The sequence below is a fragment of the Pedococcus sp. P1_H8 genome (genome assembly GCF_056405175.1).
Genome location: NZ_JBFUCP010000001.1, coordinates 372,674 through 396,054 on the forward strand (window position 1 = coordinate 372,674; position 23,381 = coordinate 396,054).

General features: G+C 70.0%; 22 protein-coding genes. 11 read left to right on the forward strand and 11 right to left on the reverse strand.

Annotated elements, in window-relative coordinates:
* Nucleotides 1-95: 95 nt before the first annotated feature.
* The 3 genes from AC1DYG_RS01800 to AC1DYG_RS01810 form a co-directional block, all read right to left on the reverse strand.
* Nucleotides 96-1,355, reverse strand: a complete 1,260-nt coding sequence (locus AC1DYG_RS01800; protein WP_477638173.1) for a hypothetical protein — start codon at nucleotides 1,353-1,355, stop codon at nucleotides 96-98.
* Nucleotides 1,352-1,867, reverse strand: coding sequence for a SigE family RNA polymerase sigma factor (locus tag AC1DYG_RS01805; RefSeq protein WP_477638174.1), 516 nt, complete (start codon nucleotides 1,865-1,867; stop codon nucleotides 1,352-1,354). The genes AC1DYG_RS01800 and AC1DYG_RS01805 overlap by 4 nt, the downstream gene beginning before the upstream one ends.
* A gap of 135 nt (nucleotides 1,868-2,002) precedes the next feature.
* Nucleotides 2,003-3,406, reverse strand: a complete 1,404-nt coding sequence (locus AC1DYG_RS01810) for a glycine--tRNA ligase (protein ID WP_477638175.1) — start codon at nucleotides 3,404-3,406, stop codon at nucleotides 2,003-2,005.
* A gap of 112 nt (nucleotides 3,407-3,518) precedes the next feature.
* On the opposite strand from AC1DYG_RS01810, the gene AC1DYG_RS01815 reads away from it, so the two are divergent.
* The 6 genes from AC1DYG_RS01815 (at nucleotide 3,519) to AC1DYG_RS01840 (ending at nucleotide 8,399) form a co-directional block, all read left to right on the forward strand.
* Nucleotides 3,519-4,721, forward strand: coding sequence for an aminotransferase class I/II-fold pyridoxal phosphate-dependent enzyme (locus AC1DYG_RS01815; protein ID WP_477638176.1), 1,203 nt, complete (start codon nucleotides 3,519-3,521; stop codon nucleotides 4,719-4,721).
* A 34-nt stretch (nucleotides 4,722-4,755) separates the two neighbouring features.
* The gene (locus tag AC1DYG_RS01820; RefSeq protein WP_477638177.1) at nucleotides 4,756-5,040 is read left to right on the forward strand and encodes a DUF6703 family protein; all 285 of its coding nucleotides are present in this window, start codon (nucleotides 4,756-4,758) and stop codon (nucleotides 5,038-5,040) included.
* 71 nt (nucleotides 5,041-5,111) lie between these two features.
* Complete coding sequence (locus AC1DYG_RS01825) at nucleotides 5,112-6,077, forward strand: metal ABC transporter substrate-binding protein (RefSeq protein WP_477638178.1); 966 nt, start codon at nucleotides 5,112-5,114, stop codon at nucleotides 6,075-6,077.
* A complete protein-coding gene (locus AC1DYG_RS01830; protein ID WP_477638179.1) occupies nucleotides 6,074-6,907 on the forward strand; it encodes a metal ABC transporter ATP-binding protein in 834 nt (277 codons plus the stop codon). Before AC1DYG_RS01825 ends, AC1DYG_RS01830 begins: the two co-directional genes overlap by 4 nt.
* On the forward strand, nucleotides 6,904-7,983 hold the full coding sequence (locus tag AC1DYG_RS01835; protein ID WP_477638180.1) for a metal ABC transporter permease: 1,080 nt from the start codon (nucleotides 6,904-6,906) through the stop codon (nucleotides 7,981-7,983). The genes AC1DYG_RS01830 and AC1DYG_RS01835 overlap by 4 nt, the downstream gene beginning before the upstream one ends.
* Nucleotides 7,980-8,399 carry a Fur family transcriptional regulator gene (locus AC1DYG_RS01840; RefSeq protein WP_477638181.1) on the forward strand — a complete coding sequence of 140 codons (420 nt, stop codon included), beginning with the start codon at nucleotides 7,980-7,982 and terminating at the stop codon, nucleotides 8,397-8,399. The genes AC1DYG_RS01835 and AC1DYG_RS01840 overlap by 4 nt, the downstream gene beginning before the upstream one ends.
* Nucleotides 8,400-8,484: 85 nt before the next feature.
* On the opposite strand, the gene AC1DYG_RS01845 is transcribed toward AC1DYG_RS01840, so the two are convergent.
* Genes AC1DYG_RS01845 through AC1DYG_RS01855 form a run of 3 tightly spaced genes read right to left on the reverse strand, consistent with a single transcriptional unit; the run spans nucleotide 8,485 to nucleotide 10,282 of the window.
* Nucleotides 8,485-9,267, reverse strand: coding sequence for an isoprenyl transferase (locus tag AC1DYG_RS01845; RefSeq protein WP_477638182.1), 783 nt, complete (start codon nucleotides 9,265-9,267; stop codon nucleotides 8,485-8,487).
* Nucleotides 9,264-10,100: a DNA repair protein RecO gene (gene recO / locus AC1DYG_RS01850; protein ID WP_477638183.1), complete on the reverse strand. Its 837-nt coding sequence runs from the start codon at nucleotides 10,098-10,100 to the stop codon at nucleotides 9,264-9,266. The genes AC1DYG_RS01845 and recO overlap by 4 nt, the downstream gene beginning before the upstream one ends.
* Before the next feature lie 53 nt (nucleotides 10,101-10,153).
* Complete coding sequence (locus tag AC1DYG_RS01855) at nucleotides 10,154-10,282, reverse strand: hypothetical protein (protein ID WP_477638184.1); 129 nt, start codon at nucleotides 10,280-10,282, stop codon at nucleotides 10,154-10,156.
* A gap of 114 nt (nucleotides 10,283-10,396) precedes the next feature.
* Here AC1DYG_RS01855 and AC1DYG_RS01860 point away from each other — a divergent pair, with 114 nt between their 5' ends.
* Entirely contained in the window at nucleotides 10,397-11,026 is a 630-nt protein-coding gene (locus AC1DYG_RS01860) for an alpha-ketoglutarate-dependent dioxygenase AlkB (RefSeq protein ID WP_477638185.1), read from the forward strand.
* Nucleotides 11,027-11,161: 135 nt separating this feature from the next.
* On the forward strand, nucleotides 11,162-12,649 hold the full coding sequence (locus tag AC1DYG_RS01865; protein WP_477638186.1) for an Ig-like domain-containing protein: 1,488 nt from the start codon (nucleotides 11,162-11,164) through the stop codon (nucleotides 12,647-12,649).
* 55 nt (nucleotides 12,650-12,704) lie between these two features.
* Here AC1DYG_RS01865 and leuA read toward each other — a convergent pair whose 3' ends face one another.
* Nucleotides 12,705-14,450 (reverse strand): 2-isopropylmalate synthase, encoded by a 1,746-nt coding sequence (gene leuA / locus AC1DYG_RS01870; protein ID WP_477638187.1) that lies wholly within the window; start codon nucleotides 14,448-14,450, stop codon nucleotides 12,705-12,707.
* Nucleotides 14,451-14,708: 258 nt separating this feature from the next.
* Between leuA and AC1DYG_RS01875 the strand changes: the two genes are divergently transcribed.
* Entirely contained in the window at nucleotides 14,709-15,524 is an 816-nt protein-coding gene (locus AC1DYG_RS01875) for a hypothetical protein (RefSeq protein ID WP_477638188.1), read from the forward strand.
* Between the two features lie 24 nt (nucleotides 15,525-15,548).
* Here AC1DYG_RS01875 and AC1DYG_RS01880 read toward each other — a convergent pair whose 3' ends face one another.
* Together AC1DYG_RS01880 and AC1DYG_RS01885 are read right to left on the reverse strand one after the other, a co-directional pair.
* The gene (locus AC1DYG_RS01880) at nucleotides 15,549-16,577 is read right to left on the reverse strand and encodes a 1-aminocyclopropane-1-carboxylate deaminase (protein ID WP_477638189.1); all 1,029 of its coding nucleotides are present in this window, start codon (nucleotides 16,575-16,577) and stop codon (nucleotides 15,549-15,551) included.
* 36 nt (nucleotides 16,578-16,613) lie between these two features.
* Nucleotides 16,614-17,267 (reverse strand): GntR family transcriptional regulator, encoded by a 654-nt coding sequence (locus AC1DYG_RS01885; protein ID WP_477638227.1) that lies wholly within the window; start codon nucleotides 17,265-17,267, stop codon nucleotides 16,614-16,616.
* Nucleotides 17,268-17,380: 113 nt separating this feature from the next.
* On the opposite strand from AC1DYG_RS01885, the gene AC1DYG_RS01890 reads away from it, so the two are divergent.
* Both AC1DYG_RS01890 and AC1DYG_RS01895 read left to right on the forward strand, forming a co-directional pair.
* Nucleotides 17,381-18,277, forward strand: a complete 897-nt coding sequence (locus tag AC1DYG_RS01890; RefSeq protein ID WP_477638190.1) for a GNAT family N-acetyltransferase — start codon at nucleotides 17,381-17,383, stop codon at nucleotides 18,275-18,277.
* 54 nt (nucleotides 18,278-18,331) lie between these two features.
* The gene (locus AC1DYG_RS01895; protein WP_477638191.1) at nucleotides 18,332-20,344 is read left to right on the forward strand and encodes an acyl-CoA dehydrogenase family protein; all 2,013 of its coding nucleotides are present in this window, start codon (nucleotides 18,332-18,334) and stop codon (nucleotides 20,342-20,344) included.
* 6 nt (nucleotides 20,345-20,350) lie between these two features.
* On the opposite strand, the gene AC1DYG_RS01900 is transcribed toward AC1DYG_RS01895, so the two are convergent.
* Both AC1DYG_RS01900 and AC1DYG_RS01905 read right to left on the reverse strand, forming a co-directional pair.
* Nucleotides 20,351-21,385 (reverse strand): aspartate-semialdehyde dehydrogenase, encoded by a 1,035-nt coding sequence (locus tag AC1DYG_RS01900; RefSeq protein ID WP_477638192.1) that lies wholly within the window; start codon nucleotides 21,383-21,385, stop codon nucleotides 20,351-20,353.
* Nucleotides 21,386-21,429: 44 nt separating this feature from the next.
* Nucleotides 21,430-23,166, reverse strand: coding sequence for a BCCT family transporter (locus tag AC1DYG_RS01905; protein ID WP_477638228.1), 1,737 nt, complete (start codon nucleotides 23,164-23,166; stop codon nucleotides 21,430-21,432).
* Between the last annotated feature and the right edge of the window lie 215 nt (nucleotides 23,167-23,381).

Sequence of the window (23,381 nt, forward strand, 5' to 3'; positions counted from 1 at the left end):
TGCCGCCGACGACCCGCGCGCGCCTCGGACAGCCGTCACGAGGTCACCGTGACGTCTGTCAGGTGGGTCGGCGAGCGAGCGGTGACCGGGGCGGTTCAGTTGCGCATGCCCACGTTGAGTGCGATGGCAGTCCGGGGATCGTCGGGCGCCCCAGTGGTCAGACGGGCCACCTCGTAGACCGCTCCCGTGTCGACGTTCCAGGCGAGGATCCACCGGCCGTGGCTGCCGACCGACTCGTAGAGGACGGTCCTGGCATCGGCCCAGCCGAGCACGGTGCAGCACCCCTTGAACCGACCGGTCTGCCCGTCCGGGTTCTCCGGTGCCAGCAGGACCCGGGCCGAGGTGGAGCCCACGTCGACGACCAGCAGCCCCTGGTAGATCGGGCCGTTGCCGCGACGAATCACGTCCGCCGTCACGTTCTGGTCGAAGAACGCCCCTGTTGCCGCCGACCCCTGGGTGTTCACCGTCTCCCCCGAGACACCCGACACCGGCGCCCGGAGGGACACGGGGTCCATCGGCCTGGCCAGGTCGTCGTAGGCCGTCAGACGAATCGCTGTGGGAGTGCTGTCCGTCGCAGTGATCCGGTACTTCCCCTCGTAGCCGCCGTCGACGGGTACCGCCGCCGACCCGGGCTTGCCGGGGTCGATCGTCCAGGCCTGCTCGGCGTCCCTCGCGACGATCGTCCTGTCCCCGGCGTTCCAGCCGGCCCATTCCACGTGGTCGGAGGGCACGGCATACGAAACCGCGTCGCCCGTCTGGGTGTCGAGCACGACGACGTCGTCCCGCTGCGGAAACACGACGTAGCGACCACCGCCGCCGAACGCGCGGGGACCCAGCGGGGTCGCGGCGTTTCCGTTGGCGTCGTTGGTCGTCACGAGGTCGAGCTCGTCGAGGACGACCTGCGTCCCGTCCCCTGCCACGAGCACCGGGTGGAAGACGTCTCCGTCAGCGCGGAGGTAGACGGCGACCACGGAGGTGGGCGGGCCGGCAAACGGGTGGGCCTTCCTGGCGCGGACGTCGATGACCGAGGGCAGCCCGGCATCGAAGTCGGGCAGCTGTGCCTCGGCGCCTTCCAGCGGCATGACCGCGTATGCCGTTCCGTCCGACAACGTGCCGACGATCGCCGGCGTCGTGGACGAGGTCGCAGGAGTGGGCCGGGGCTTGGTCGAGCCGCCCAGCTGGACGGCGGCGACCGCCAGCGCCGCTGCTGCGACGGCACCGAGGGCGCCCACGGCCAGCCGACGGCGACGGGCTCGTTCCGCCACGGCAGCGGCCCACGCACCCTGGGCGAAGTCCACCCCGGGCAGGTGCTCGCTGGCCCGCTCCAGGAGGGCACCGAGATCGCGGTCGGTCATGGCTGGTCCTTTCCGGACAAGTGCGGCGCGAAGTCCGGCAGCAACGCCCTGAGCCGGGCCAGCGCCGCATGCGTCTGGCTCTTGACCGTGCCCACCGAGACTCCGAGCACCTCGGCGGACTCGTGCTCGGTGCGGTCCTCGAAGAACCGGAGCACGACGACCGCTCGCTGCTTGGGCGTGAGCTCCGCCAGGGCTCGTTCGAGGTCGACCCGCTGGCTGGTCTGGGCCGACCGGTCGTGGACGGGGACCTCGATGAGGGGCAGCGACGACAGCGACTCGCGTCGCGTCTTGCGCCACGACGACACAGCATCGCGGTAGAGGATCCGGCGCACGTAGGCATCAGGGTTCTCGTGCCGGAGCTTGTCCCAGCGGGTGGCGAGCTTGGTCAGGGCTCCTTGCAGCAGGTCCTCGGCCAGGTGGGCGTCACCGCAGACGAGGTACGCCGCCCGCAGCAACCGGTGCTGGCGCGCCCGCACGTAGCGGGCGAACTCCTCGTCCACCTCGTGCTGCATTCCACCTCCCACACCTCAGCGAGTGCCCTCACCCCCAGTAACGCACGAGGGGGCGCAAAAGGTTGGCTCCCGCCGCGGCATACCCCACCGTTGCTGCAGGGGACGGTGGTGCTGCAGGGGACGGTGGGCTGGGGGTCAGCAGCCGAGAAGGCGGGCGCCGAGGTAGGACTCGACCTGGTCGAGCGCGACGCGCTCCTGCGCCATGGTGTCGCGCTCGCGGATCGTCACGGCCTGGTCCTCGAGGGTGTCGAAGTCCACGGTGATGCAGAACGGCGTGCCGATCTCGTCCTGGCGGCGATAGCGACGACCGATCGCGCCGGCGTCGTCGAAGTCGATGTTCCAGTGCTGGCGCAGCGTGGCGGCCAGGTCGCGGGCCTTCGGCGACAGGTCGGCGTTGCGCGACAGCGGCAGCACGGCGGCCTTGACCGGGGCGAGCCGCTTGTCGAGCTTGAGCACGACGCGCTTGTCGACGCCGCCCTTGGTGTTGGGCGCCTCGTCCTCGGTGTAGGCGTCGACGAGGAACGTCATGAGGCTGCGCGACAGCCCGGCCGCCGGCTCGATGACGTAGGGCGTGTACTTCTCGCCGCTGGCCTGGTCGAAGTAGACCAGGTCGGTGCCGGAGTGCTTGCTGTGCGTCGTGAGGTCGAAGTCGGTGCGGTTGGCGATGCCCTCGAGCTCGCCCCACTCGCTGCCCGTGAACCCGAAGCGGTACTCGATGTCGACGGTGCGCTTGGAGTAGTGGCTCAGCTTCTCCTGGGCGTGCTCGAAGTGGCGCAGGTTGTCGGGGTTGATGCCCAGGTCGGTGTACCAGCGGGTGCGCTCGTCGATCCAGTACTGGTGCCAGTCCTCGTCCTCGCCGGGCTTGACGAAGAACTCCATCTCCATCTGCTCGAACTCGCGAGTCCGGAAGATGAAGTTGCCGGGGGTGATCTCGTTGCGGAAGCTCTTGCCGGTCTGGGCGATGCCGAACGGCGGCTTCTTGCGGGCCGTGTTCATCACGTTGAGGAAGTTGAGGAAGATGCCCTGCGCGGTCTCGGGTCGCAGGTAGTGCAGCCCCGACTCGTCCTCGACGACACCCAGGTAGGTCTTGAGCAGCCCGGAGAACTGACGCGGCTCGGTCCACTGGCCCCGGGTGCCGCAGTTGGTGCAGGCGACATCGGCGAGCTTGACCTCGTCAGGCGAGGTCAGGCCGTGCTTGGCGCCCGACTTCTCGAAGACCGCTTCCTGCAGGTGGTCGGCGCGGAACCGCTTGTGGCAGGACAAGCACTCGACGAGCGGGTCGGAGAACGTCGCGACGTGGCCCGAGGCCTCCCACGTCTGGAGCGGGAGGATCACCGAGGAGTCCAGGCCGACGACGTCGTCGCGGCTGGTGACCATGCTCTTCCACCACTGGCGCTTGATGTTCTCCTTGAGCTCGACACCGAGCGGGCCGTAGTCCCAGGCCGACCTCGTGCCTCCGTAGATCTCGCCGCAGGGGAAGACGAAGCCCCGGCGCTTGCAGAGGGAGACGACGGTGTCGACGGTGGAGGGTGCAGCCATGCGCAGAAGGTTACTGTGCGTGCGTCGGCTCGCCTCTCGACGGGTATGCCGGGTGGCCGCCTCCGTCGAATGGTGGTCCCGCTCGCCGGGCCGAGCGCTAGCGTCGATGGGCATGAACGACCACCCCGTCTCCGCGCGGTCCGTCCAGATCCAGCAGGCCGAGTCGTTCCGCATGCTCTTCGACTTCGCGCGCAAGTCGGGCTACCAGGAGCGGCGTCTCGAGGAGGGTGTGCTCGACTTCACCTTCGGCGACCCGCACGAGCTCCCTCAGCCGCCCTACGTCGAGGCGCTGCGCGAGGCGGCGCTGCCGAAGGACGAGCTCTGGTTCGCCTACAAGTTCAGCCAGGAGAGTGCCCAGGAGGCTGCCGCCGCCTCCCTGTCGCGCCACCTGGGGATGCCGTGGCCGAGCGACCGGATCCGGATGACGACCGGCGGGTTCGGCGCCATCGCGACCTCGCTCAAGTCGGTGGCCGACCCCGGCGACGAGGTCATCTTCAGCCTGCCACCGTGGTTCCTCTACGAGTCCCTGGCGCTGGAGGCGGGACTGGTCCCCGTCAAGGTGAGGATCGACCCCGCGACGTTCGACCTCGACCTCGACGCCATCGAGGCCGCAATCTCTCCGAGGACCCGGGTCGTCATCGTGAACACGCCCAACAACCCGACGGGGCGCATCTATCCGGAGTCGACCCTCCGGGCCCTGTCCACGCTTCTGGAGGACGCGTCGGCCCGCCACGGCCGACGGATCTACCTCATCTCCGACGAGCCCTACAACAGGTTGGTCTTCGACGGAGCCCGCTTCGTCAGCCCGGCGCAGTTCTACCCCTACACGCTGCTCTGCTACTCCTACGGCAAGACGCTGTTGTCGCCGGGACAGCGGCTGGGCTACCTCGCCCTGCCACCGTCGATGCCGGACGACGTGGTCGCGGCGGTGATAGACGCGGTGGAGGGCATGCAGATCGCCGCGGGGTGGCTGTTCCCCAACAACGTGATGCAGTACGCCACCCCACGCCTGGAGGAGCTGAGCATCGACGTGGCCCACCTGCAGTCCAAGCGCGATGTGATGGTCGAGGGGCTCCGAGCGATCGGCTACGACGTGACGGTTCCCGAGGCGACCTTCTACCTCTTCCCGCGCTCGCCGGAGCCCGACGACGAGGCGTTCGTGCGGGTGCTGGCTGACCTGGGCGTGCTCGTCATGCCAGGTCGGATCTTCGAGACGCCCGGCTTCTTCCGGATCTGCATCACCGCCACCATGGCCACCATCGAGGCGAGCCTCCCGAGGTTCGCTGCGGCACTGGCACAGGTGCGCACCAGCTGACGACCGAACCCGATGACGACATAGGGTTTCGCCCGTGCCCTCCCTGCGTGAACGCGTCGCCGACGTCAGCCTGCCCGTCATCAACGCCCTGAACCGGATGCCTCGTGCGGTCCCCTTCCTCCTGGTCCTGAGCCTGATGGTCGCCGGGATCTTCGTCCCTTCCTGGGGCTGGTTGTTCCTGGCGGTCGTCGTGGCCTTCCTCGGCTGGACGCTCTACCTCGCGTGGCCTGCCCTGGACCGGACCGCGCGGCTGGGCAGGTTCGCCGTCCTGCTGATGGCGCTGGCCATCACCGTGACCCAGGCCGTCCCGCGCAGCTGAGCCTCGCCCGACGACAGGCAGGCCCGCAGCGATATTGACAATCGTTCTCACTTGAGATGAGAATGATTGTCATGACGCTTCGCCCCCTCGGTCTGGTCGCAGGCCTGCTGTCCATCGCCGTGGTCTCCGCCTGCGGCGGGACCGGGGGGCGCGGCGCCGGCGACGGGCGACTGGGTGTCGTCGCGGCCTTCTACCCGCTCGAGTACGCCGTGGCCCAGATCGGGGGCAGTCACGTGGACATCACCGGCCTGACCAAGGCCGGTGCCGAGCCCCACGACCTCGAGCTCAGCCCGCGGCAGGTCGCGAAGGTCGCCCAGGCCGACCTCGTGGTCTACGAGAAGCACTTCCAGCCCGCCGTCGACGCCGCCGTCGACGGGCAGGCCCGCGACACGGCTCTCGACGTCTCCCCCGCCGCCCGGCTCGACCTCGTCCTGGTCGAGGACGGCCACGACCACGGGGGCGAGACCGAGGAGGAACACGCCGACCACGCCGACCAGGCTTCCGACGGGACCAGCGCCCGCGACCCGCACTTCTGGCTGGACCCGATGCGCTACGCCGACGTGGGCGACGCGATCGCCGCCGAGCTGGCGACGCGAGACAGCCCCAACGCCGCGGCATACCAGGCGAATGCGAAGGCGTTCCGCGCGCAGATGACGACCCTCGACGCCGAGTTCCGGACCGGCCTGAAGAGCTGCGCCAACCACGAGCTCGTCACCTCGCACACCGCCTTCGGCTACCTCTCCCAGTCCTATGGCTTCCACCAGGAGTCCATCACGGGACTGACCCCCGACGCCGAACCGAGCCCGGCCGCCATGGCCAAGCTGACCAGGCACATTCGGGAAACCGGCGCCAGCACCGTGTACGCCGAGACGCTGGTCAGCGAGGACGTCGCCAAGGCGCTGGCCCGGGAGACCGGTGCGAGACTGGCCGTGCTCGACCCGATCGAGGGCATCACCAGCGCCTCGACCGGCCGCGACTACCCCGCGGTGATGCGGGCCAACCTCGCGGTCCTGCGCGCGGGACAGGAGTGTTCATGACCACCACGGACATCGCGCCGATCATCGAGCTGCGGCGGGCGAGCTTCGGCTACGCCGACCAGCCCGTCGTCACGGGCGCGAACCTGACCGTCCGCCCCGGCGAGGTGGTCGCGGTCCTCGGGCCGAACGGATCCGGCAAGTCGACCCTCGTCCGCGGCCTGCTCGGCCTCAACGACCACCTCGGTGGCGATGTGGAGCTCTTCGGCCAGCCGCGCGAGTCCTTCTCGGACTTCGCCCGGCTCGGCTACGTCCCCCAGCGGCACACCCTCTCGGCGTCCGTGCGCGCGACCGTCACCGAGATCGTCGCGGTCGGACGGCTGTCCCACCACCGCTGGTGGCGACCGGTCATCAGGTCGGCGCAGGACGCCGCCATCATCGACCGCGCCCTGGACGTCGTCGGACTGAACGACCGGGCGCACGCCGACGTGGCAACCCTGTCCGGCGGTCAGCAGCGCCGCGTCCTCATCGCCCGCGCGCTGGCCTCCGACCCCGACGTCCTGCTGATGGACGAGCCGACAGCCGGGGTGGACGCCGCCAACCAACAGGTGCTGTCGGCGGTGCTGGCCCGGCTGGCCGGACGCGGCACGACGATGGTCATCGTCACCCACGAGCTCGCGGCCCTGGCCGACATCGTGACCCGCATCGTGGTCGTTCAGGGCGGACGGATCGCCTTCGACGGGTCGCGTGACGAGTTCGCCGCGCGGACCGGCGAGTTCGCCTCGTCGGCCGACCACCACCACCACGAGGACGAGGACCGCATGACCACCCCCCGACTCCCCGGTGCACCGTCTGCAGGCCCCCTCGACCCGCGCGGAGGTGTTCGTTCATGAGCGAGCTGCTCTCCCTCGACTTCATGCGGCAGGCCCTCATCGCGGCCGTCCTCGTCGGTGTCGCCGCGCCCCTCGTGGGTGTCTTCCTCGTCCAGCGTCGACTGTCGCTCATCGGTGACGGGATGGGTCACGTCGCGCTCGCCGGCGTCGCGGTGGGCGTGCTCACCGGTCAGGCCCCGGTCCTCACGGCCCTGGTGGCAGCAGTTACCGCGGCCGTCGCGATCGAGGTGATCCGCGGGCGTGGCCGGACCAGCGGCGACATCGCCCTCGCCGTGATGTTCTACGGCGGCATCGCCGCCGGTGTGGTGATCATCGCGAAGTCGCCGAGCAGCAGCCCTGCCAACCTCACGGCATACCTGTTCGGCGCGATCACCACCGCGGACCAGCGCGACCTGTGGGTGTTCGCGGGGCTCGCCCTCGTGGTGCTCTTCGCGACCTGGCTGCTCCGGCCGTGGCTGTTCGCCGTCGCCAACGACGAGGAGTACGCCCGGGCCAGCGGGCTGCCGGTGACCGGGCTCAACATCGCCCTGGCGGTGCTGACTGCGGTGACCGTCGTGGTGTCGATGCGCGTGGTCGGACTGCTGCTCATCAGCGCCCTCATGATCATCCCCAACGCGACGGCCCAGCTGCTGGGTCGCAGCTTCCGCGCGTCCACCCGGTGGGCCGTGCTGGTGGGGGTCGTGTCCAGTGTGGGCGGCGTGATCCTGTCGTTCTATGCCGAAACCCCGTCCGGCGGAACCATCGTGCTGCTGGCCATCGGGTTCTTCGTGATGGCCGCAACCGGCACGGCGGCGGTCGCCAGGGCGCGCGCCCACCAGCACCGCAGGGCCGAGCGCCACGACCACGAGCACGGTCCCGAGTGCGGCCACCCCGCTGTCGCCCACGGCGACCACGTCGACTACGTGCACGACGGGCACCGGCACGCCCCGCACGAGGGCCACTACGACGAGCACGACCCAGCAAGGCACGAGGCGGGCAGCCACCACCACGGCGAGGGTCAGCCAGGCGACAGCCAGCTCGGCGCCAGTCCGCACGACGGCAGTCACGAGGCAGCGAAGGAGGCGGCACCGCAATGACCGGAGTCCAGGAACGACCCACCACCGAGGGCGCCCGTCGGCCCACCCGCCAGCGGGCCGCCGTCGCTGCCGTGTTGGCGGAGACCGGCGAGTTCCGTTCAGCGCAGGAGCTGCACGCGCTGCTGCGTGAGGGCGGCGACAAGGTCGGGCTCGCCACCGTCTACCGCAACCTGCAGGCGATGGCCGCCGAGGGTGAGATCGACATGCTGCGCACCGACGAGGGCGAAGCCGTCTACCGCGCCTGCTCGACCGGCCACCACCACCACCTGGTCTGCCGCGAGTGCGGCCGGACCGTCGAGGTGGAGGGTGCGGCCGTGGAGGCCTGGGCGGCCCGGGTCAGTGCGCAGCACGGGTTCACCGAGGTGCGCCACACCCTCGAGATCTTCGGCACCTGCGCCACCTGCGCGTCGTCCTAACTTCTGCTAGCTGTCCGGTCAGTACAGCCAGCAGAAGTTAGGGGCTGTCGACAGGAGCGGGCGCTTCGGGGGTCCGGTGGGCCCGTCAGCTCGTGGGCAGGTCGACTGCCCCTCCGTAGCGCCGATCGCGCTCGGCATAGGTCTGGATGGCCGCCCACAGGTGACGCCGGTCGTAGTCCGGCCACAGCGTGTCCTGGAAGACCATCTCGGCATAGGCGCTCTGCCACAGCAGGAAGTTGCTCGTCCGCTGCTCACCCGAGCTGCGCACGAACAGGTCGACGTCCGGCATGTCGGGCTCAGGCAGGTGCCGCGCGATCGTCTTCTCGTCGATCGAGCCCGCCTTGAGCTTGCCCCGCTGCACCTGCTCGGCGATCCGCTGCACCGCGTCGGCGATCTCGGCGCGTCCGCCGTAGTTGACGCAGAAGTACAGCGTCAGCCCGGTGTTGTCCTTGGTCAGCTCCTGCGCGACCTCGAGCTCCTTGATGACCGAGCCCCACAGGCGCGGCCGCCGGCCGACCCACCGCATCCGAACGCCCCACTCGTGCAGCTGGTCGCGACGACGCCGGATCACGTCGCGGTTGAACCCCATGAGGAAGCGCACCTCGTCAGGGCTTCGCTTCCAGTTCTCGGTCGAGAACGCATAGGCCGACAGGTGGCTGACGCCCGCCTCGATGGCACCGGCCGTCACGTCGAGCAGGGCCGCCTCGCCGGCTTCGTGCCCCTTGGTGCGGGGCAGTCCCCGCTGGTTGGCCCAGCGGCCGTTGCCGTCCATGACGATCGCGACGTGCCGGGGCACGAGCTCGGCGGGCAGCGAAGGCGGTCGGGCGCCGCTCGGGTGGGCAAACGGCCTGGGGTATGCCGTGCTCACGCCTTGGCCACCTGGGCGGCGGCATGCGCCGCCTCGACCTTCTCCACCACGCTGAGCGGAGCGGGCGACCAGGTCACCCGGGAGTCGAGACGGGGCTGGTCGGGGTCACGTCGGTCCACGAGGCGCAACGATCGCACACCCCGCTCGAGGTGCCACTGGAGGAAGGCGCTGGCCAGGGTGCTGCCCTCCCGTCGGTGTCGCCCCTGCGACGCGTCGGCGATGACCCAGTCACCGGCCAGGAGGGCAGCCAGCAGGGCCAGCGTCTCCGGCGCCGGCGCGGCGGACCCGACCGGGCGGCATACCGGGCAGACGGTGCCGCCCGAGGCCAGGTTGAACGCGCGGTGCGGTCCCTCGGCGCCGCAGCGTGCGCAGTCGTGGAAGCTCGGCGCCCAGCCGGCCACGGCCAGCGCGCGCAGCAGGTAGGCGTCGAGGACCAGACCGGGGTCGTGCAGGCCCTCGGCCATCGACCGCAGCGCCCCCTGGAGCAAGAGGTACTGCTGGAGGTTGGGCTCGCGCTCCTCGGTGAGCCGGTCCGCGGTCTCGAGCATGGCGGCGGCCGCGGTGTAGGTCGTGTAGTCGCGGGCGAGCACGTCGCCCCAGGACGCGAGTGACTCGGCCTGCGTCACCGTGTCGAGGTTGCGGCCCTCGTAGCACTGGACGTCGACCATCATGGCCGGCTCGAGCCGGGCCCCGAACCGGCTCTTGGTGCGACGGACTCCCTTGCCCACGACACGCACCTTGCCCAGCCCGCGCGTGAGCAGGGTGACGATGCGGTCGGCCTCACCCAGCTTCTGGGTGCGCAGGACGATCCCTTCGTCGCGGTAGAGCGGCATGCGGCCATTGTCGCAAGTCCCGTCGGGATTGCCGGTATGCCGTGCCGCGCGGCTCAGAGGCCGAAGCCGACAACCGCCACGACGACGATGGCGACCAGCAGCCCGACGGCGGCCAGGCCCACCCACAGGCCACACGCCAGTCCGCTGGCCAGCTTGTCGTCGCCAGTGTGCCGCTCCGCCATGGGACGACGGTAGCGTCACCCGGCATGACCGACTGGAGGACAGACCCGGCCGCCGCCGCGCTCGACAGAATCAGATACTAGAACATCTGTTCGAACGTGGGTTATCGTGATGCCATGTCCATCGCCTTCCAGGGCTCGCTCCTCGACACCGCTGACGAGATCGAGCTGCATCCGTTGTCGGCGGGCCTGACGCGCACGGCACTGTCGCGCGGCGCGTGGGTCGACTACCGCCCCGGGTGGCTCGCCGGCGCCGACCGGTTGTTCGACGAGCTGCACGACGCCGTGCCGTGGCACGCGGAGCGCCGCGAGATGTACGAGCGCATGGTCGACGTCCCGCGTCTGCTGAAGTTCTACGACGAGGACGGGGCACTCCCCCACCCGGTCCTCACGAAGGCCCGCGAGGAGCTGAGCCGTTGGTATGCCGCGGAGCTGGGCGAACCGTTCGTCACCGCCGGCATGTGCCTCTACCGCGACGGGCGCGACTCGGTGGCCTGGCACGGTGACCGGATCGGCCGCGCCAAGGACCTCGACACGATGGTCGCGATCCTGTCCATCGGCTCGGCCCGCACGCTGTCGCTGCGTCCGCGCGGCGGTGGGGAGTCTCGGGGCTTCTCCCTCGGGCACGGCGACCTCGTCGTCATGGGCGGTTCGTGCCAGCGCACCTGGGACCACGCGATCCCCAAGACCAGCAAGCCGGTCGGTCCGCGCATCTCGATCCAGTTCCGCCCCCGCGGAGTGCGCTGACCCGGTCGATGGCGGCTCCACTTTGTGGCATCAGTGCAGGTCAGGGGCAGATTGAGGGTTGCCAAACACCTGCATCGTGGGTCATTCTTCCCGGCACGAGACAGTGTCGACTCGTCCGCTATGGGGGGATACCGCATGCACCCACGCCTTACCTGTCGCCCGCTCGGCGCCCTGGCCGCGATGATCGCCGCTCTCGTCGCCCTGGTCGGCGGCGCCCTGCCTGCGGGGGCCGCCAAACCGGTGCGCGCCAGCGTGTCGATCACCAGCCCGGCCGACGGGTCCTCGGGCACGGCGAACGTCGTGCCAGTCACCGGCAAGGCGAGCTCGCCGAACGGCGCGGTCGACCTCATCGTCGACGACGTCGACGCCGGGCAGAGCGCGACCGTCGACGGTCGCGGTGCCTGGACGACCAACGTCGGCTACCTCGGGCTCGGCGACCACCGGATCTGCGCACTGGTCCGCGTCGACGGCGTCGTCCTTGCCTCGGCCTGCGTCACCCGCACGGTGGTGCCGGATCCCAGCGCGTTCACGGTGGTCTGGCCAGAGCAAGGCGCCACCGTCGCGACGCGTTTCTCCACGAGCGGCGCGTGCCAGTCGGGCACCCAGGTGGCGCTCTCCCTCGACGGCGGAACGACGGCGACGGTCGAGTGCAGCGACGACTCCTTCTACTACGAGTACTACGGGGCGGCGGCGGGTTCCCACTCGATCACGGTGAGCGCCCTGTACGGCGGCTCGACCCTCGCCACCGTCACCCGGGCCTTCACCGTCGTCGCCCCCGCCCCGGTCGAGGTGGCCGTGACGACGCCGGCCGACGGGTCGACGGTCGACACGGACGCGCAGACCATCCGGGGCACCAGCAACCGACCCAACCAGACAGTCATCGTGTCCATCAACGGCCAGGACGTCCGCGAGGCGTTCTCCGACAGTGACGGCAACTGGTACGTCTACGCCTACCTGTTCTACGGGGACAACCGCATCTGCGCGCGCCTCACCGATGGGGAAGGCTTCAGCGGAGAGGGCTGCGCCGACGTCCGCTTCGCGATCGACCCCTCGAGGCTGACCATCGACACCCCGCTGGAGGGGTCGCTGCACGACGGCTTCGTCCCCTTCAGTGGGCAGTGCGCAGACGGCACCACCCTGCGCATCAGCGTGGACTCCGATCCCTATGTCTACGAACAGAACTGCTACGCCGGCGGTTACAGCGGGGAGCTGCCCTACGTCAGCGACGGCGATCGCACGATGACGGTGTCGATGGTCGCCTCCCAGCAGGTGGTCACCACGCTGACCCGCTCCTTCATCGTCGACACGCTCGCCCCGGCACCCCCGACCGTCGTGTCGCCCGTACCCGGATCGACGATCAGGACCCGCACCGTCACGCTCTCGGGCACGACGGCTGAGGGCGGGCTCACGGTCACCGTGCAGCATGCCGACGGAACGCCCTACGCCACCACGACCGCCAGCGCTTCCGGCACGTGGTCGGTCGTGCTCGCAGAGGACTTCTTCGCCCGGGCCGGAGTGCTCACCGGCAAGGCCGGGTCGGTCACCGTCCGCGCGACCGCCACCGACCTCGTGGGCAACGAGTCGGCGCCCACCACGGTCACCTACGCCACCCGCATCCGCTGACCGAGGTATGCCGCGCGGCTCGGCCGCGTGCCTCGGCCACGCGGCATACCTCGACTCACTCGACCGGGGCCATCCGCTCCGCTCGGTTGACGGCGGACAGCACCGCGGTGAGTGACGCCTTGACGATCGAGGAGTGCAGGCCCACGCCCCAGAGCACGCGGTCGCCGACGGCGCACTCGACGTAGGCAGCAGCCTTCGCATCGCCACCGGCGGACAGCGCGTGCTCGGCGTAGTCGAGCACGCGCACCTCGACCCCGAGGGTCGACAGCGCATCGATGAACGCGGCGATCGGTCCGTTGCCGGTGCCCTCGACGGTGACCTCGACGCCGCGGTCGAGCATGGTGGCGCTGATCTTGTCGACGCCGCCCTGCTCGCTGATCAGCGAGTGGCTGACAGGGGTGAACCGGCCCCACGTGTTGACGGCCCCGTCGACGGCGGGCAGGTACTCGTCCTGGAAGATCTCCCACAGCTGGGCCGCGCTGACCTCGCCGCCCTCGCTGTCGGTCTTGGCCTGGACGACGCCGCTGAACTCGATCTGGAGGCGACGTGGCAGGTCGAGCTGGTGCTCGGTCTTGAGCAGGTAGGCGACCCCACCCTTGCCCGACTGGCTGTTGACGCGGACGACCGCTTCGTAGGAGCGGCCCACGTCGTGCGGGTCGATCGGCAGGTAGGGCACACCCCACACCAGCTCGTTGATTGACTTGCCGGATGCCTTGACCTGGCGGTCCATGTCCTCGAAGCCCTTCTTGATCGCATCCTGGTGCGACCCGGAGAACGCGGTGAAGACCAGGTCCCCGCCCCACGGGTGGCGTTCGCCCACGGGCAGCTGGTTGCAGTGCTCCACGGTGCGACGGATGTCGTCGAGGTTGGAGAAGTCGATCTGCGGGTCGATGCCCTGGCTGAAGAGGTTCATGCCAAGGGTGACGAGGTCGACGTTGCCGGTGCGTTCGCCGTTGCCGAACAGGCAGCCCTCGATGCGGTCGGCGCCGGCGAGGTAGCCCAGCTCGGCCGCGGCGACACCGGTCCCCCGGTCGTTGTGGGGGTGCAGGCTCACGACGATCGACTCGCGGCGCTCGAGGTGGCGGATCATCCACTCGATCGAGTCGGCGTAGACGTTGGGCGTGGCCATCTCGACCGTGGCGGGCAGGTTGATGATCATCTTGTGGTCCGGCGTCGGGTCGATGACGTCGGCGACCTCGTTGCAGATCCGCACCGCGAACTCGAGCTCGGTCCCGGTGTAGGACTCCGGGCTGTACTCGTAGTAGACGGTCGTGTCGGGGATGGTCTCCTCGAGCTTGCGGCACAGCCGCGCGGCCTGGAGCGCGATGTCGACGATGCCGTCCTGGTCGAGCCCGAACACCACGCGTCGCTGCAGGATCGACGTCGAGTTGTAGAAGTGCACGATGGCCTGCTTGGCCCCGCGGATGGAGTCGAAGGTGCGCTCGACGAGGTGGTCACGACACTGCGTCAGCACCTGGATCGTGACGTCGTCGGGGATCATGTCGTCCTCGATGAGCATCCGCACGAAGTCGAAGTCGGTCTGGCTCGCCGACGGGAAGCCGACCTCGATCTCCTTGTAGCCCATTCGGACGAGCAGCTCGAACATCCGCTTCTTGCGATCCGGGCTCATCGGGTCGATGAGCGCCTGGTTGCCGTCGCGCAGGTCGACAGCGCACCAGCGCGGCGCCCGCTCGATGACGCGGGTCGGCCACGTGCGGTCCGGGAGCTCGAACGGGATCTGGTCCTTGAACGGCACGTACTTCGCGACCGGCATACCCGACGGCTGTTGCGGGTGAATCATGTTCTCTCGCCTAACGATTCGTTGCTGCTGAAGCCAGCCGGGGCAACGCTACTCCGCGACGAGGGGCGGCTGATCGGTCAGGCCCCGCCGCGGCGGCGAAGGAGGAGGCGCAGAGAACGCACGAGTTGAGGGTATGCCGCGCGGCCGGCATCCGTCCATCGTCCGAGCCGCCGCGCCCACCATCCGGACGCCGAGGTCGTGTGCCCGAGACGGGCCGATGGGTCAGTCTCAGGCACACAACTCGATAGGTTGCAGGCCATGATGATCCGACCGGACACCCTCGCGGCCATCAAGGCGGGCGACGTCGACCTCGCCTTCCGCCGCTGGGACCGGCCGCGCGTGGTGGTCGGAACCAGGTTGCGCACCAGAGTGGGCCTGCTGGAGGTGACCTCGGTCGACCAGGTCGCCCCGTCGCGCATCACCGCCGACGAGGCCAGACGAGCCGGTGCCGCGTCGCTGGCCGACCTGCGCCGGATGCTCGAGGCCAAGGCCGACCGTCCGGTCTGGCGGGTCGGGCTGCGCCACGCGGGCGCCGACCCGAGGGAGCAGCTGCGTGCCTCGGTGCCCGAGGCCGACGAGGTGGCCACGATCCGCGAGCGCTTGGACCGGCTGGACCGCGCGTCCGCGATCGGGCCCTGGACGAGGGCGACGCTGGCGATCATCGACCGCTGCCCGACGGTCCGTGCGCCCGAGCTCGCCGCCGAGCTGGGGCGCGACACCCCGAGCTTCAAGCGCGACGTCCGCAAGCTCAAGGAGCTCGGGCTCACCGAGTCGCTAGACATCGGTTATCGGCTGTCGCCGCGTGGGGCGGCGGTGGTCGACGCCGAGTCGGGCACGCCTCGGATCGACCGCCCGGCCGCACCCGACGGCACCCCCCTGCCCCGGATCGGCGCCCCGGCCACCCGAGCCCTACGAGCCAAGGGCATCTGGACGCTCGAGCAGGTACGCGACCTCGGCGAGCCCGAGCTGGCAGCCCTGCATGGTGTGGGGCCGATCGCCCTGCGGTTCCTGCGCGAGGCCCTCGCCGAACGCGGGTGGACGTTCGCTGCTACCTCTACCTCCGAGTCGATGTAAACGCGCCGGTGATGACCAGCGCGTTTACATCGACTCGTCGAAGATGCCGGAGTAGGCGTTGAGGGCGGGCTGGCCACCCAGGTGGGCGTAGAGCACGGTCGAGTCGGGTGCGATCTGGCCCGAGGTCACCAGTTCGACCAGTCCCGCCATCGACTTTCCCTCGTAGACCGGGTCGATGATCATCCCCTCGAGTCGGCCGCTCAGCCTGATCGCCTCGACCGTGGACTCGACCGGGATGCCGTACAGGTCACCGGCCCAGCCCTCGAGGACGGTCACCTCGTCGTCCCGCAGCGAGCGTCCGAGCCCGATGAGGTCGGCCGTGTGCTGAGCGATTCGACGCACCTGGCCGCGTGTCTTGTCGATGGTGGCGGACGCGTCGATGCCCAGCACCCGCCGCGGGCGAGCGCCTGCGTCCTCGAGAGCCGCAAAGCCCGCGACCATGCCCGCATGGGTCGAACCGGTCACCGTGCAGACGACGACCGTGTCGAAGAAGACGCCCAGGGCGCGCTCCTGCTCGGCGACCTCGTACGCCCAGTTGGCGAAGCCGAGCCCGCCCAACGGGTGCTCCGAGGCGCCGGCGGGGATGCCGTAGGGCTTGCCGCCCGCCTCCTCGACCTCGCGCAGCGCGTCCTCCCACGATGAGCGGATGCCGATGTCGAAGCCGTGCGGGTCGAGCCGGGCATCGGCACCCATGATGCGGGACAGCAGGATGTTGCCGACCTTGTCGTTGACCGGGTCGTCCCAGTCGACCCACCTCTCCTGCACCAGACGGCACCTGAGCCCGAGGTGCGCGGCGACCGCCGCCACCTGGCGAGTGTGGTTGGACTGGTAGCCGCCGATGGACACGAGAGTGTCGGCACCCTGCGCAAGGGCGTCCGGGACGATGTACTCGAGCTTGCGGGTCTTGTTGCCACCGAAGGCCAGACCGCTGTTGCAGTCCTCGCGCTTGGCCCACACCTGGGCGCCCCCGAGGTGGTGGGTGAGTCGCGCCAGCCGGTGCACCGGGCTGGGGCCGAAGGTGAGCGGGTAGCGCTCGAAGTCGTGGATCGACATCGGATCTCCTTTGAGGGCAGGGCGGTCGGGGATGCGTCAGGTGTCGAGCAGCGGCGCGAGGGTCTGCCAGGTCGCATGTGACACCTGCGCTGCGGCCTCTCGCTCCCCCGCCTCGCACAGGTCGATGAGCCGCGCGTGCAACGCGACTGAACCACGGCCCGACAGCGACCCGAAGCGCAGCCGCTCCACCCGCCGGAGGACCGGCGTGAACTGGTCGAGCACCGACGCGAGCGCGGCGTTGCCCGCCGCAGCGACGGGTATGCCGTGCAGCTCGTCGTCGGCGTCGAGGGCGGCATCGGGGTCTCCTGCCTTGAGGGCGGCCTCGAAGCGCTCGTTGGCGTCTCGCATGTGGGCGAGGTCGTCCGCGGTCAGCAGGCCCACGGCCTCTCGCACCGCGAGCTCGTGCATCGCCGCGACGACCGCCTGGGCATCGCGAGCCGCGCGGTTGTCGAGAGTCGCGACGGTCGTCGAGCGACCTGGCTGCGACTGGACCAGACCCGCCTGCTGCAGCCGGAGCAAGGCTTCGCGGACCGGCGTGCGGCTCACCCCGAGCCAGGCGGCGAGCTCCTGGTCGCGCAGCTGTTCGCCGGGACCCAGGGTCCCGTCGACGATGGCGTCCCGCACCCGGCCGAACACGTCGTCACGCAGCAGGGCACGGGAGACCGGCAGTCGAGGCGAGGGAACGGGAATGCGATATATTGCATATCAGTTCTCCACGACAGTCAAGGGCGACGCGAGCCACGAGGGAGGCACCGGCCAGAAATCGGATGCGCAGACCGCTCCCCGCCGTCACGATGTCCGACATGGAACTCCCCGAGGGGCTGGTGGCCCGCCCCATGTCGCCCTCAGACGCCCGCGCCGTCTTCGAGCTCGTCGAAGCATCCGAGACCCATGACCTCGGCGAGGCAGCGATCGAGGTCGAGGACATCGAGGGCGACTGGGCCCGCGGCAGCTTCGACCTCGAGTCCGAGAGCATCGGCGTGTGGGACGGCGAGCGCCTGGCCGCATACGGCGAGGTGTTCAAGGGCCGTCGGGCCGACGCCTCAGTGCACCCCGACCACCGTGGCCGAGGCATCGGCAGCTGGCTCGCCGACTGGCTCGAGGAGTGTGCGCGCGCCCGGGGGTCGGAGCTGGTCGGACAGACCGTCCCCGGCGACACGAGCGCCGAGGCGTTCTTCCGGGCCCGCGGCTATCGGCTGGGCTGGACCTCGTGGGTGCTGCAGCTGCCTGCGGACCTCACCATCGAGCCACAGCCCCTGCCGGACGGCTACACCCTGCGCGAGTTCGCGGGTCCTGCCGACGGGCGGGTCGCCTTCCAGCTCATCGAGGACGCCTTCAACGAGTGGCCCGACCGCGACCCGTCGAGCTACGACGACTGGGCGCCGCGCGGCCCGCTGCGGCCGGGGTTCGAGCCGTGGCAGATCCGGTTCGTGGTCGACCCCGGCGGCACGGACGTGGGGGTCTGCTACACGATCCTCGCCGGGGCCACGGGATACGTCGACGCGATCGCCGTCCGACGTGACCAGCGCGGCCTGGGTCTGGCCCGCGCCCTCCTCGTCGACGCGTTCGCGCGCGCCCGGGAGCACGGAGCGACCGTCAGCGAGCTGTCCACCGACTCGAGGACGGGAGCGCTCGGTCTCTACGAGCACGTCGGCATGCAGGTCACCCAAACCTGGCGGCAGTGGATGACGGACCTCTGAGCCCGGTGGTCGCCCGGCCTACCCGGGAGTAGCGTGCAGGCAGGAGGCGATCACATGAGCAGTGACGTCGAGCAGGACCGTCCCCCGACAGACGCGACTTCTCCGGACGGCGCGACTCCCCCGCGTGGCGCCGAGCCCACGGTGCACGCCAGCGAGCGCGAGTCGCGCGCCGTCGCCGAGGCTGCCCGCGAGTCGGACTGGGAGCGCCCCAGCTTCGCGAAGGGCCTCTACCTCGGCCACTTCGACCTCGACCTGGTCCACCCGCACCCGCGGGCCGCGGCCGAGGACGAGGCCCGCGGCGAGGAGTTCCTGGCCAGGCTGCGCGAGGTCTGCGCCCAGATCGACGGGGCACGGATCGAGCGCGAGGCGAAGATCCCGGACGACGACCTCGCCAGGCTCGCCGACATCGGCGCCTTCGGCATGAAGATCCCTCGGGAGTACGGCGGGCTCGGCCTGACCATGTCGTCGTACGGCAAGGCGCTGATGCTGATCGGGTCGGCGCACCCCAGCCTCGGCGCGCTCCTGTCGGCACACCAGTCCATCGGCGTGCCCGAGCCGGTCAAGCTGGTCGGCACGAGCGCGCAGAAGCAGGCGTTCCTGCCCCGATGCGCCGCTGGCGCCATCTCGGCGTTCCTCCTGACCGAGCCCGACGTCGGCTCGGACCCGGCCCGCATGGGCAGCACCGCGACCCCCACGGACGACGGCACGGCATACCTGCTGGACGGGGTGAAGCTGTGGACCACCAACGGGGTCGTCGCGGAGCTGCTCGTCGTCATGGCGCGGGTGCCCGCGCACGAGGGGCACGGTGACGGTCAACAGAAAGGCGGCATCACCGCCTTCGTCGTCGAGGGGACCGCCGAAGGGATCACCGTCGAACGGCGCAACTCCTTCATGGGTCTCAAAGGCATCGAGAACGGCCTCACCCGCTTCCACCAGGTGCGCGTTCCAGCGGAGAACCGGCTCGGCAAGGAGGGTGAGGGCCTCAAGATCGCGCTCACCACCCTGAACGCGGGGCGCCTGTCGATCCCGGCCATGTGTGCGGCCGCCGGCAAGTGGGCGCTGAAGATCTCGCGCGAGTGGTCGGCCGAGCGGGTTCAATGGGGGCGGCCGGTCGGCGAGCACGGTGCCGTCGCCGAGAAGATCGCCTTCATCGCCGCGACCACCTACGGCCTCGAGTCGGTCCTGGAGCTGTCGGCACAACTCGCCGACGCCGGGAGCAGGGACATCCGCATCGAAGCGGCGCTGGCCAAGCTGTGGTCGAGCGAGATGGCGTGGCAGATCGCCGACGAGCTCGTCCAGGTCCGCGGTGGTCGCGGCTACGAGACCGCCGAGTCGCTGCGGGCGCGGGGCGAACGCGCGGTGCCGGCCGAGCAGATGATGCGTGACCTGCGGATCAACCGGATCTTCGAGGGCTCGACCGAGATCATGCACCTGATCATCGCCCGCGAGGCGGTCGACGCCCACCTCAAGGCCGCCGGCGCCCTAGCCGAGAAGGACTCCTCGCTCGAGGACAAGGCACGCGCCGCCGCGGGTGCGAGCGGGTTCTATGCGAAATGGCTGCCGCAGCTCGTCATCGGCAAGGGCGCGGCCCCCACCTCGTATGCCGAGTTCGGACCGCTGGCGACGCACCTGCGGTTCGTGGAGCGGTCCAGTCGCAAGCTCGCCCGGCAGACCTTCTACGGGATGTCCCGGTGGCAGGCGAAGATGGAGTACCGGCAGGTGTTCCTCGGCCGGGTCGTCGACATCGGCGCCGAGCTGTTCGCCATTGCGGCGGCCTGCAGCCGGGCAGAGATGCTGCGCACCGACGACGAGGCCCGAGGGCGCTCGGCCTACCAGCTGGCCGACGTGTTCTGCCAGCAGAGCCGGCACCGGGTGGAGGCGCTGTTCAGCGACCTGTGGTCCAACTCCGACGACGCCGACACGCGCCTGGCCAAGGGCGTGCTGGCGGGCGACTACACCTGGCTCGAGGAGGGAGTTCTCGACCAGAGCGAGGGCACCGGGCCGTGGATCGCGCCATGGTCACCGGGCGCGAGCGAGTCCGAGTCGGTCTGGCGCGCCGTCCGCTGAGCACGTTCAGCGGCGCTTGAGCAGCTCCTCGGCGATCTGCACGGCGTTGAGCGCAGCGCCCTTGCGCAGGTTGTCGCCGACGACGAACAGCACCAGCCCCTTGCCTGCCGGGGCGGCCTGGTCGACGCGCACGCGCCCGACGTAGACCTCGTCGCGTCCGGCTGCCTCGAGCGGGTTCGGCACGTCGGTGACGACCACGCCCGGAGCCTTGGCCAGCAGCTCGAGGGCGCGCTCCGGCGTGATGTCGTCGGCGAACTCGGCGTGGATGGCCAGCGAGTGTCCGGTAAAGACCGGCACCCGGACGCAGGTGCCCGAGACCAGCAGGTCGGGGATGTGCAGGATCTTGCGGGACTCGTTGCGGAGCTTCTGCTCCTCGTCGGTCTCCAGCGATCCGTCGTCCACGATCGACCCGGCGAGCGGGATGACGTTGAAGCCGACCGGCACGGCATAGACGTTCGGTGCCGGCACCTCCACCGCGCGCCCGTCGAGGGCGAGGTCGGCAGGTGCGCCGGCGGCATACCCACCGCGCAGCTGGCCGTCGAGCTCCTGGACGCCCTTGCCGCCGGAGCCGGACACGGCTTGGTAGGACGCCACGGTGAGGCGGACCAGGCCTGCTTCGTCGTGCAGCGGCTTGAGCACCGGCATGGCGGCCATCGTCGTGCAGTTGGGGTTGGCGACGATCCCCTTGGGGATGGTGTCGAGGTCGTCGGCGTTGACCTCGCTGACGACGAGCGGGACGTCGGGGTCCTTGCGCCAGGCGGAGGAGTTGTCGACCACGATCGCGCCGGCGGCGGCGACCTTGGGGGCGAGCTCCTTGGAGGCCGCTCCCCCGTTGGAGAACAGCGCGATGTCGATCCCGGAGAAGTCAGCCGTGGCCGAGTCCTCGACGGTGACCTCGCCATCGGCCCACGGCAGCGTCGTGCCTGCCGACCGCGCCGACGCGAAGTAGCGGATCTCGTCGACCGGGAAACCCCGCTCGGCAAGGAGTGCGCGCATGACCGAGCCGACCTGCCCGGTGGCCCCGAAGACACCAATTCTCATGGGACCAAGGATAGGTCGGCTCGGTCGTGCAGCGGTTCAGCGGCTCACGATGTGGCAGAACCTGCGTGCTCGTTGTCGGAAGTCGACCCCACGCTCACGAGTTCGCCAACCCCTTCACCGGGGGCGGACTGCTCGAACGTGAGGGTGAAGTCGTCACCGTGCTCGGTCACACCGGCCACGACAGCCTGCTCGACGGCGGCCACGGCATACGCACGACGGACGATCAGCGGGTCGTTGCTGAGGTCCTTCACCAGCGCGACGGCCAGCCCGATCATCACGACGAGGAACGGCAGCGCAGCGACGATGGTGATGTTCTGCAGCCCCGACAACGCGTCTTCACCGCCGACGAGGAGCATGACCGCGGCGACCGCACCCGTGGCGGCACCCCAGAAGATGACCGTCTTGCGGCTCGGCGAGAGGGTGCCCCGCTCGGACAACGTGCCCATCACGATGGACGCGGCGTCCGCGCCGGAGACGAAGAAGATCGCGACGAGTGCCATGACGACGATCGAGGTGATCGTGGACAGGGGCATGTGCGACAGCATCGCGAAGAGCGTGCCCTCTGAGGACCCGGCGCCGGCCAGGTCGGTGCCACCACGCTGCATGTCGATGCCGGCACCACCGAAGATCGCGAACCACACCAGCGACACCAGGCTCGGCACCAGCAGCACACCGGTCACGAACTGGCGGATGGTACGACCACGCGAGATGCGCGCGATGAACATGCCCACGAACGGGGTCCAGCTGACCCACCAGGCCCAGTAGAAGATCGTCCAGCCCGACAGCCACTCCTTCATGGCGGAACCGCCGGCGGCGTCGGTGCGCGCCGACATCATCGCGAGGTCCTGGAAGTAGGAGCCCACGGCCGTCGGCACGAGGTTCAGGATGAAGACGGTCGGGCCGACGACGAACACGAAGACCGCGAGCGCGAGAGCCAGCACCATGTTGATGTTGGACAGCCACTGGATGCCCTTGGCGACACCGGAGACGGCCGACAGGATGAAGCACAGGGTGAGCACCGCGATGATGGCGACGAGCAGCATGTTGCCCGCCTTGCCGATGCCCGCGACGATCTGGAAGCCCGAGCCGATCTGCAGCGCGCCCAGGCCCAGGGAGGCGGCCGAGCCGAAGAGCGTCGCGAAGATCGCGAGCATGTCGATGACGCGACCAGCCGGCCCGTTGGCGTGCTTCTCCCCCAGCAGCGGCGCGAAGGCCGAGCTGATGAGCAGGGAACGACCCTTGCGGAACACGCCGTAGGCGATAGCCAGTCCGACGACCGCGTAGATGGCCCACGGGTGCAGGGTCCAGTGGAACAGCGTGGTGGCCATGGCGTTCTGCACGGCCTCGGGGTTGCCGGCCGCACCGGTCCCGGGGGGCGGGGTCACGAAGTGCGAGAGCGGCTCGGAGACGCCGTAGAACATCAGGCCGATCCCCATGCCGGCGGAGAACATCATCGCGATCCAGGAGACCGTCTTGAACTCCGGCTCCTCGTCGTCACGGCCGAGCGTGATGCGCCCGTACTTGCTGGCCGCGATCCAGATGACGAAGAGCACGAAGCCCGACGCCACGAGCGAGAAGAGCCAGCCCATGTTGTGCACGACCCACCCGAGACCGGCGCCCGACGCCGAGCTGAGGGTGTCGGTGCTGAGGAAGCCCCACAGGACGAAGGCGACCGCGATGGCGGCAGTGACACCGAAGACGATGGTGTCGACGCGCTGTGGCTCGTCGGCCTGGTGCTCCACCACGACAGGGTCGAGGGCGGGATGCTGGTTGTCGGGCAGGTGCTCGAGGGCGGCGTGCTCGCCGGCAGCTTCTGCCGGGGCAACGGGGCCCGTCTTGGTCAGTGTCGTGTCCACGTGGCTTAGGCGCCCTCTTTGGGGAGGGCGCCGCTCCTTCGCTGTTCTGGGTTAGTTGCGTATCGCTGTGAGCTGCGTATCGCTGGGTTGGTTGTGTATCGCAAGCGTGTCGAGCAGCCGCCCACCCTGCCGAGAACTCA

Coding starts and splice junctions, on each gene's coding strand:
- AC1DYG_RS01800 (WP_477638173.1), bottom strand. CDS start 1,355: ATGACCGACCGCGATCTCGGTGCCCTCCTGGAGCGGGCCAGCGAGCAC.
- AC1DYG_RS01805 (WP_477638174.1), bottom strand. CDS start 1,867: ATGCAGCACGAGGTGGACGAGGAGTTCGCCCGCTACGTGCGGGCGCGC.
- AC1DYG_RS01810 (WP_477638175.1), bottom strand. CDS start 3,406: ATGGCTGCACCCTCCACCGTCGACACCGTCGTCTCCCTCTGCAAGCGC.
- AC1DYG_RS01815 (WP_477638176.1), top strand. CDS start 3,519: ATGAACGACCACCCCGTCTCCGCGCGGTCCGTCCAGATCCAGCAGGCC.
- AC1DYG_RS01825 (WP_477638178.1), top strand. CDS start 5,112: ATGACGCTTCGCCCCCTCGGTCTGGTCGCAGGCCTGCTGTCCATCGCC.
- AC1DYG_RS01830 (WP_477638179.1), top strand. CDS start 6,074: ATGACCACCACGGACATCGCGCCGATCATCGAGCTGCGGCGGGCGAGC.
- AC1DYG_RS01835 (WP_477638180.1), top strand. CDS start 6,904: ATGAGCGAGCTGCTCTCCCTCGACTTCATGCGGCAGGCCCTCATCGCG.
- AC1DYG_RS01840 (WP_477638181.1), top strand. CDS start 7,980: ATGACCGGAGTCCAGGAACGACCCACCACCGAGGGCGCCCGTCGGCCC.
- recO (WP_477638183.1), bottom strand. CDS start 10,100: ATGCCGCTCTACCGCGACGAAGGGATCGTCCTGCGCACCCAGAAGCTG.
- AC1DYG_RS01855 (WP_477638184.1), bottom strand. CDS start 10,282: ATGGCGGAGCGGCACACTGGCGACGACAAGCTGGCCAGCGGACTGGCG.
- AC1DYG_RS01860 (WP_477638185.1), top strand. CDS start 10,397: ATGTCCATCGCCTTCCAGGGCTCGCTCCTCGACACCGCTGACGAGATC.
- AC1DYG_RS01865 (WP_477638186.1), top strand. CDS start 11,162: ATGCACCCACGCCTTACCTGTCGCCCGCTCGGCGCCCTGGCCGCGATG.
- leuA (WP_477638187.1), bottom strand. CDS start 14,450: ATGATTCACCCGCAACAGCCGTCGGGTATGCCGGTCGCGAAGTACGTG.
- AC1DYG_RS01875 (WP_477638188.1), top strand. CDS start 14,709: ATGATGATCCGACCGGACACCCTCGCGGCCATCAAGGCGGGCGACGTC.
- AC1DYG_RS01880 (WP_477638189.1), bottom strand. CDS start 16,577: ATGTCGATCCACGACTTCGAGCGCTACCCGCTCACCTTCGGCCCCAGC.
- AC1DYG_RS01890 (WP_477638190.1), top strand. CDS start 17,381: ATGGAACTCCCCGAGGGGCTGGTGGCCCGCCCCATGTCGCCCTCAGAC.
- AC1DYG_RS01895 (WP_477638191.1), top strand. CDS start 18,332: ATGAGCAGTGACGTCGAGCAGGACCGTCCCCCGACAGACGCGACTTCT.
- AC1DYG_RS01900 (WP_477638192.1), bottom strand. CDS start 21,385: ATGAGAATTGGTGTCTTCGGGGCCACCGGGCAGGTCGGCTCGGTCATG.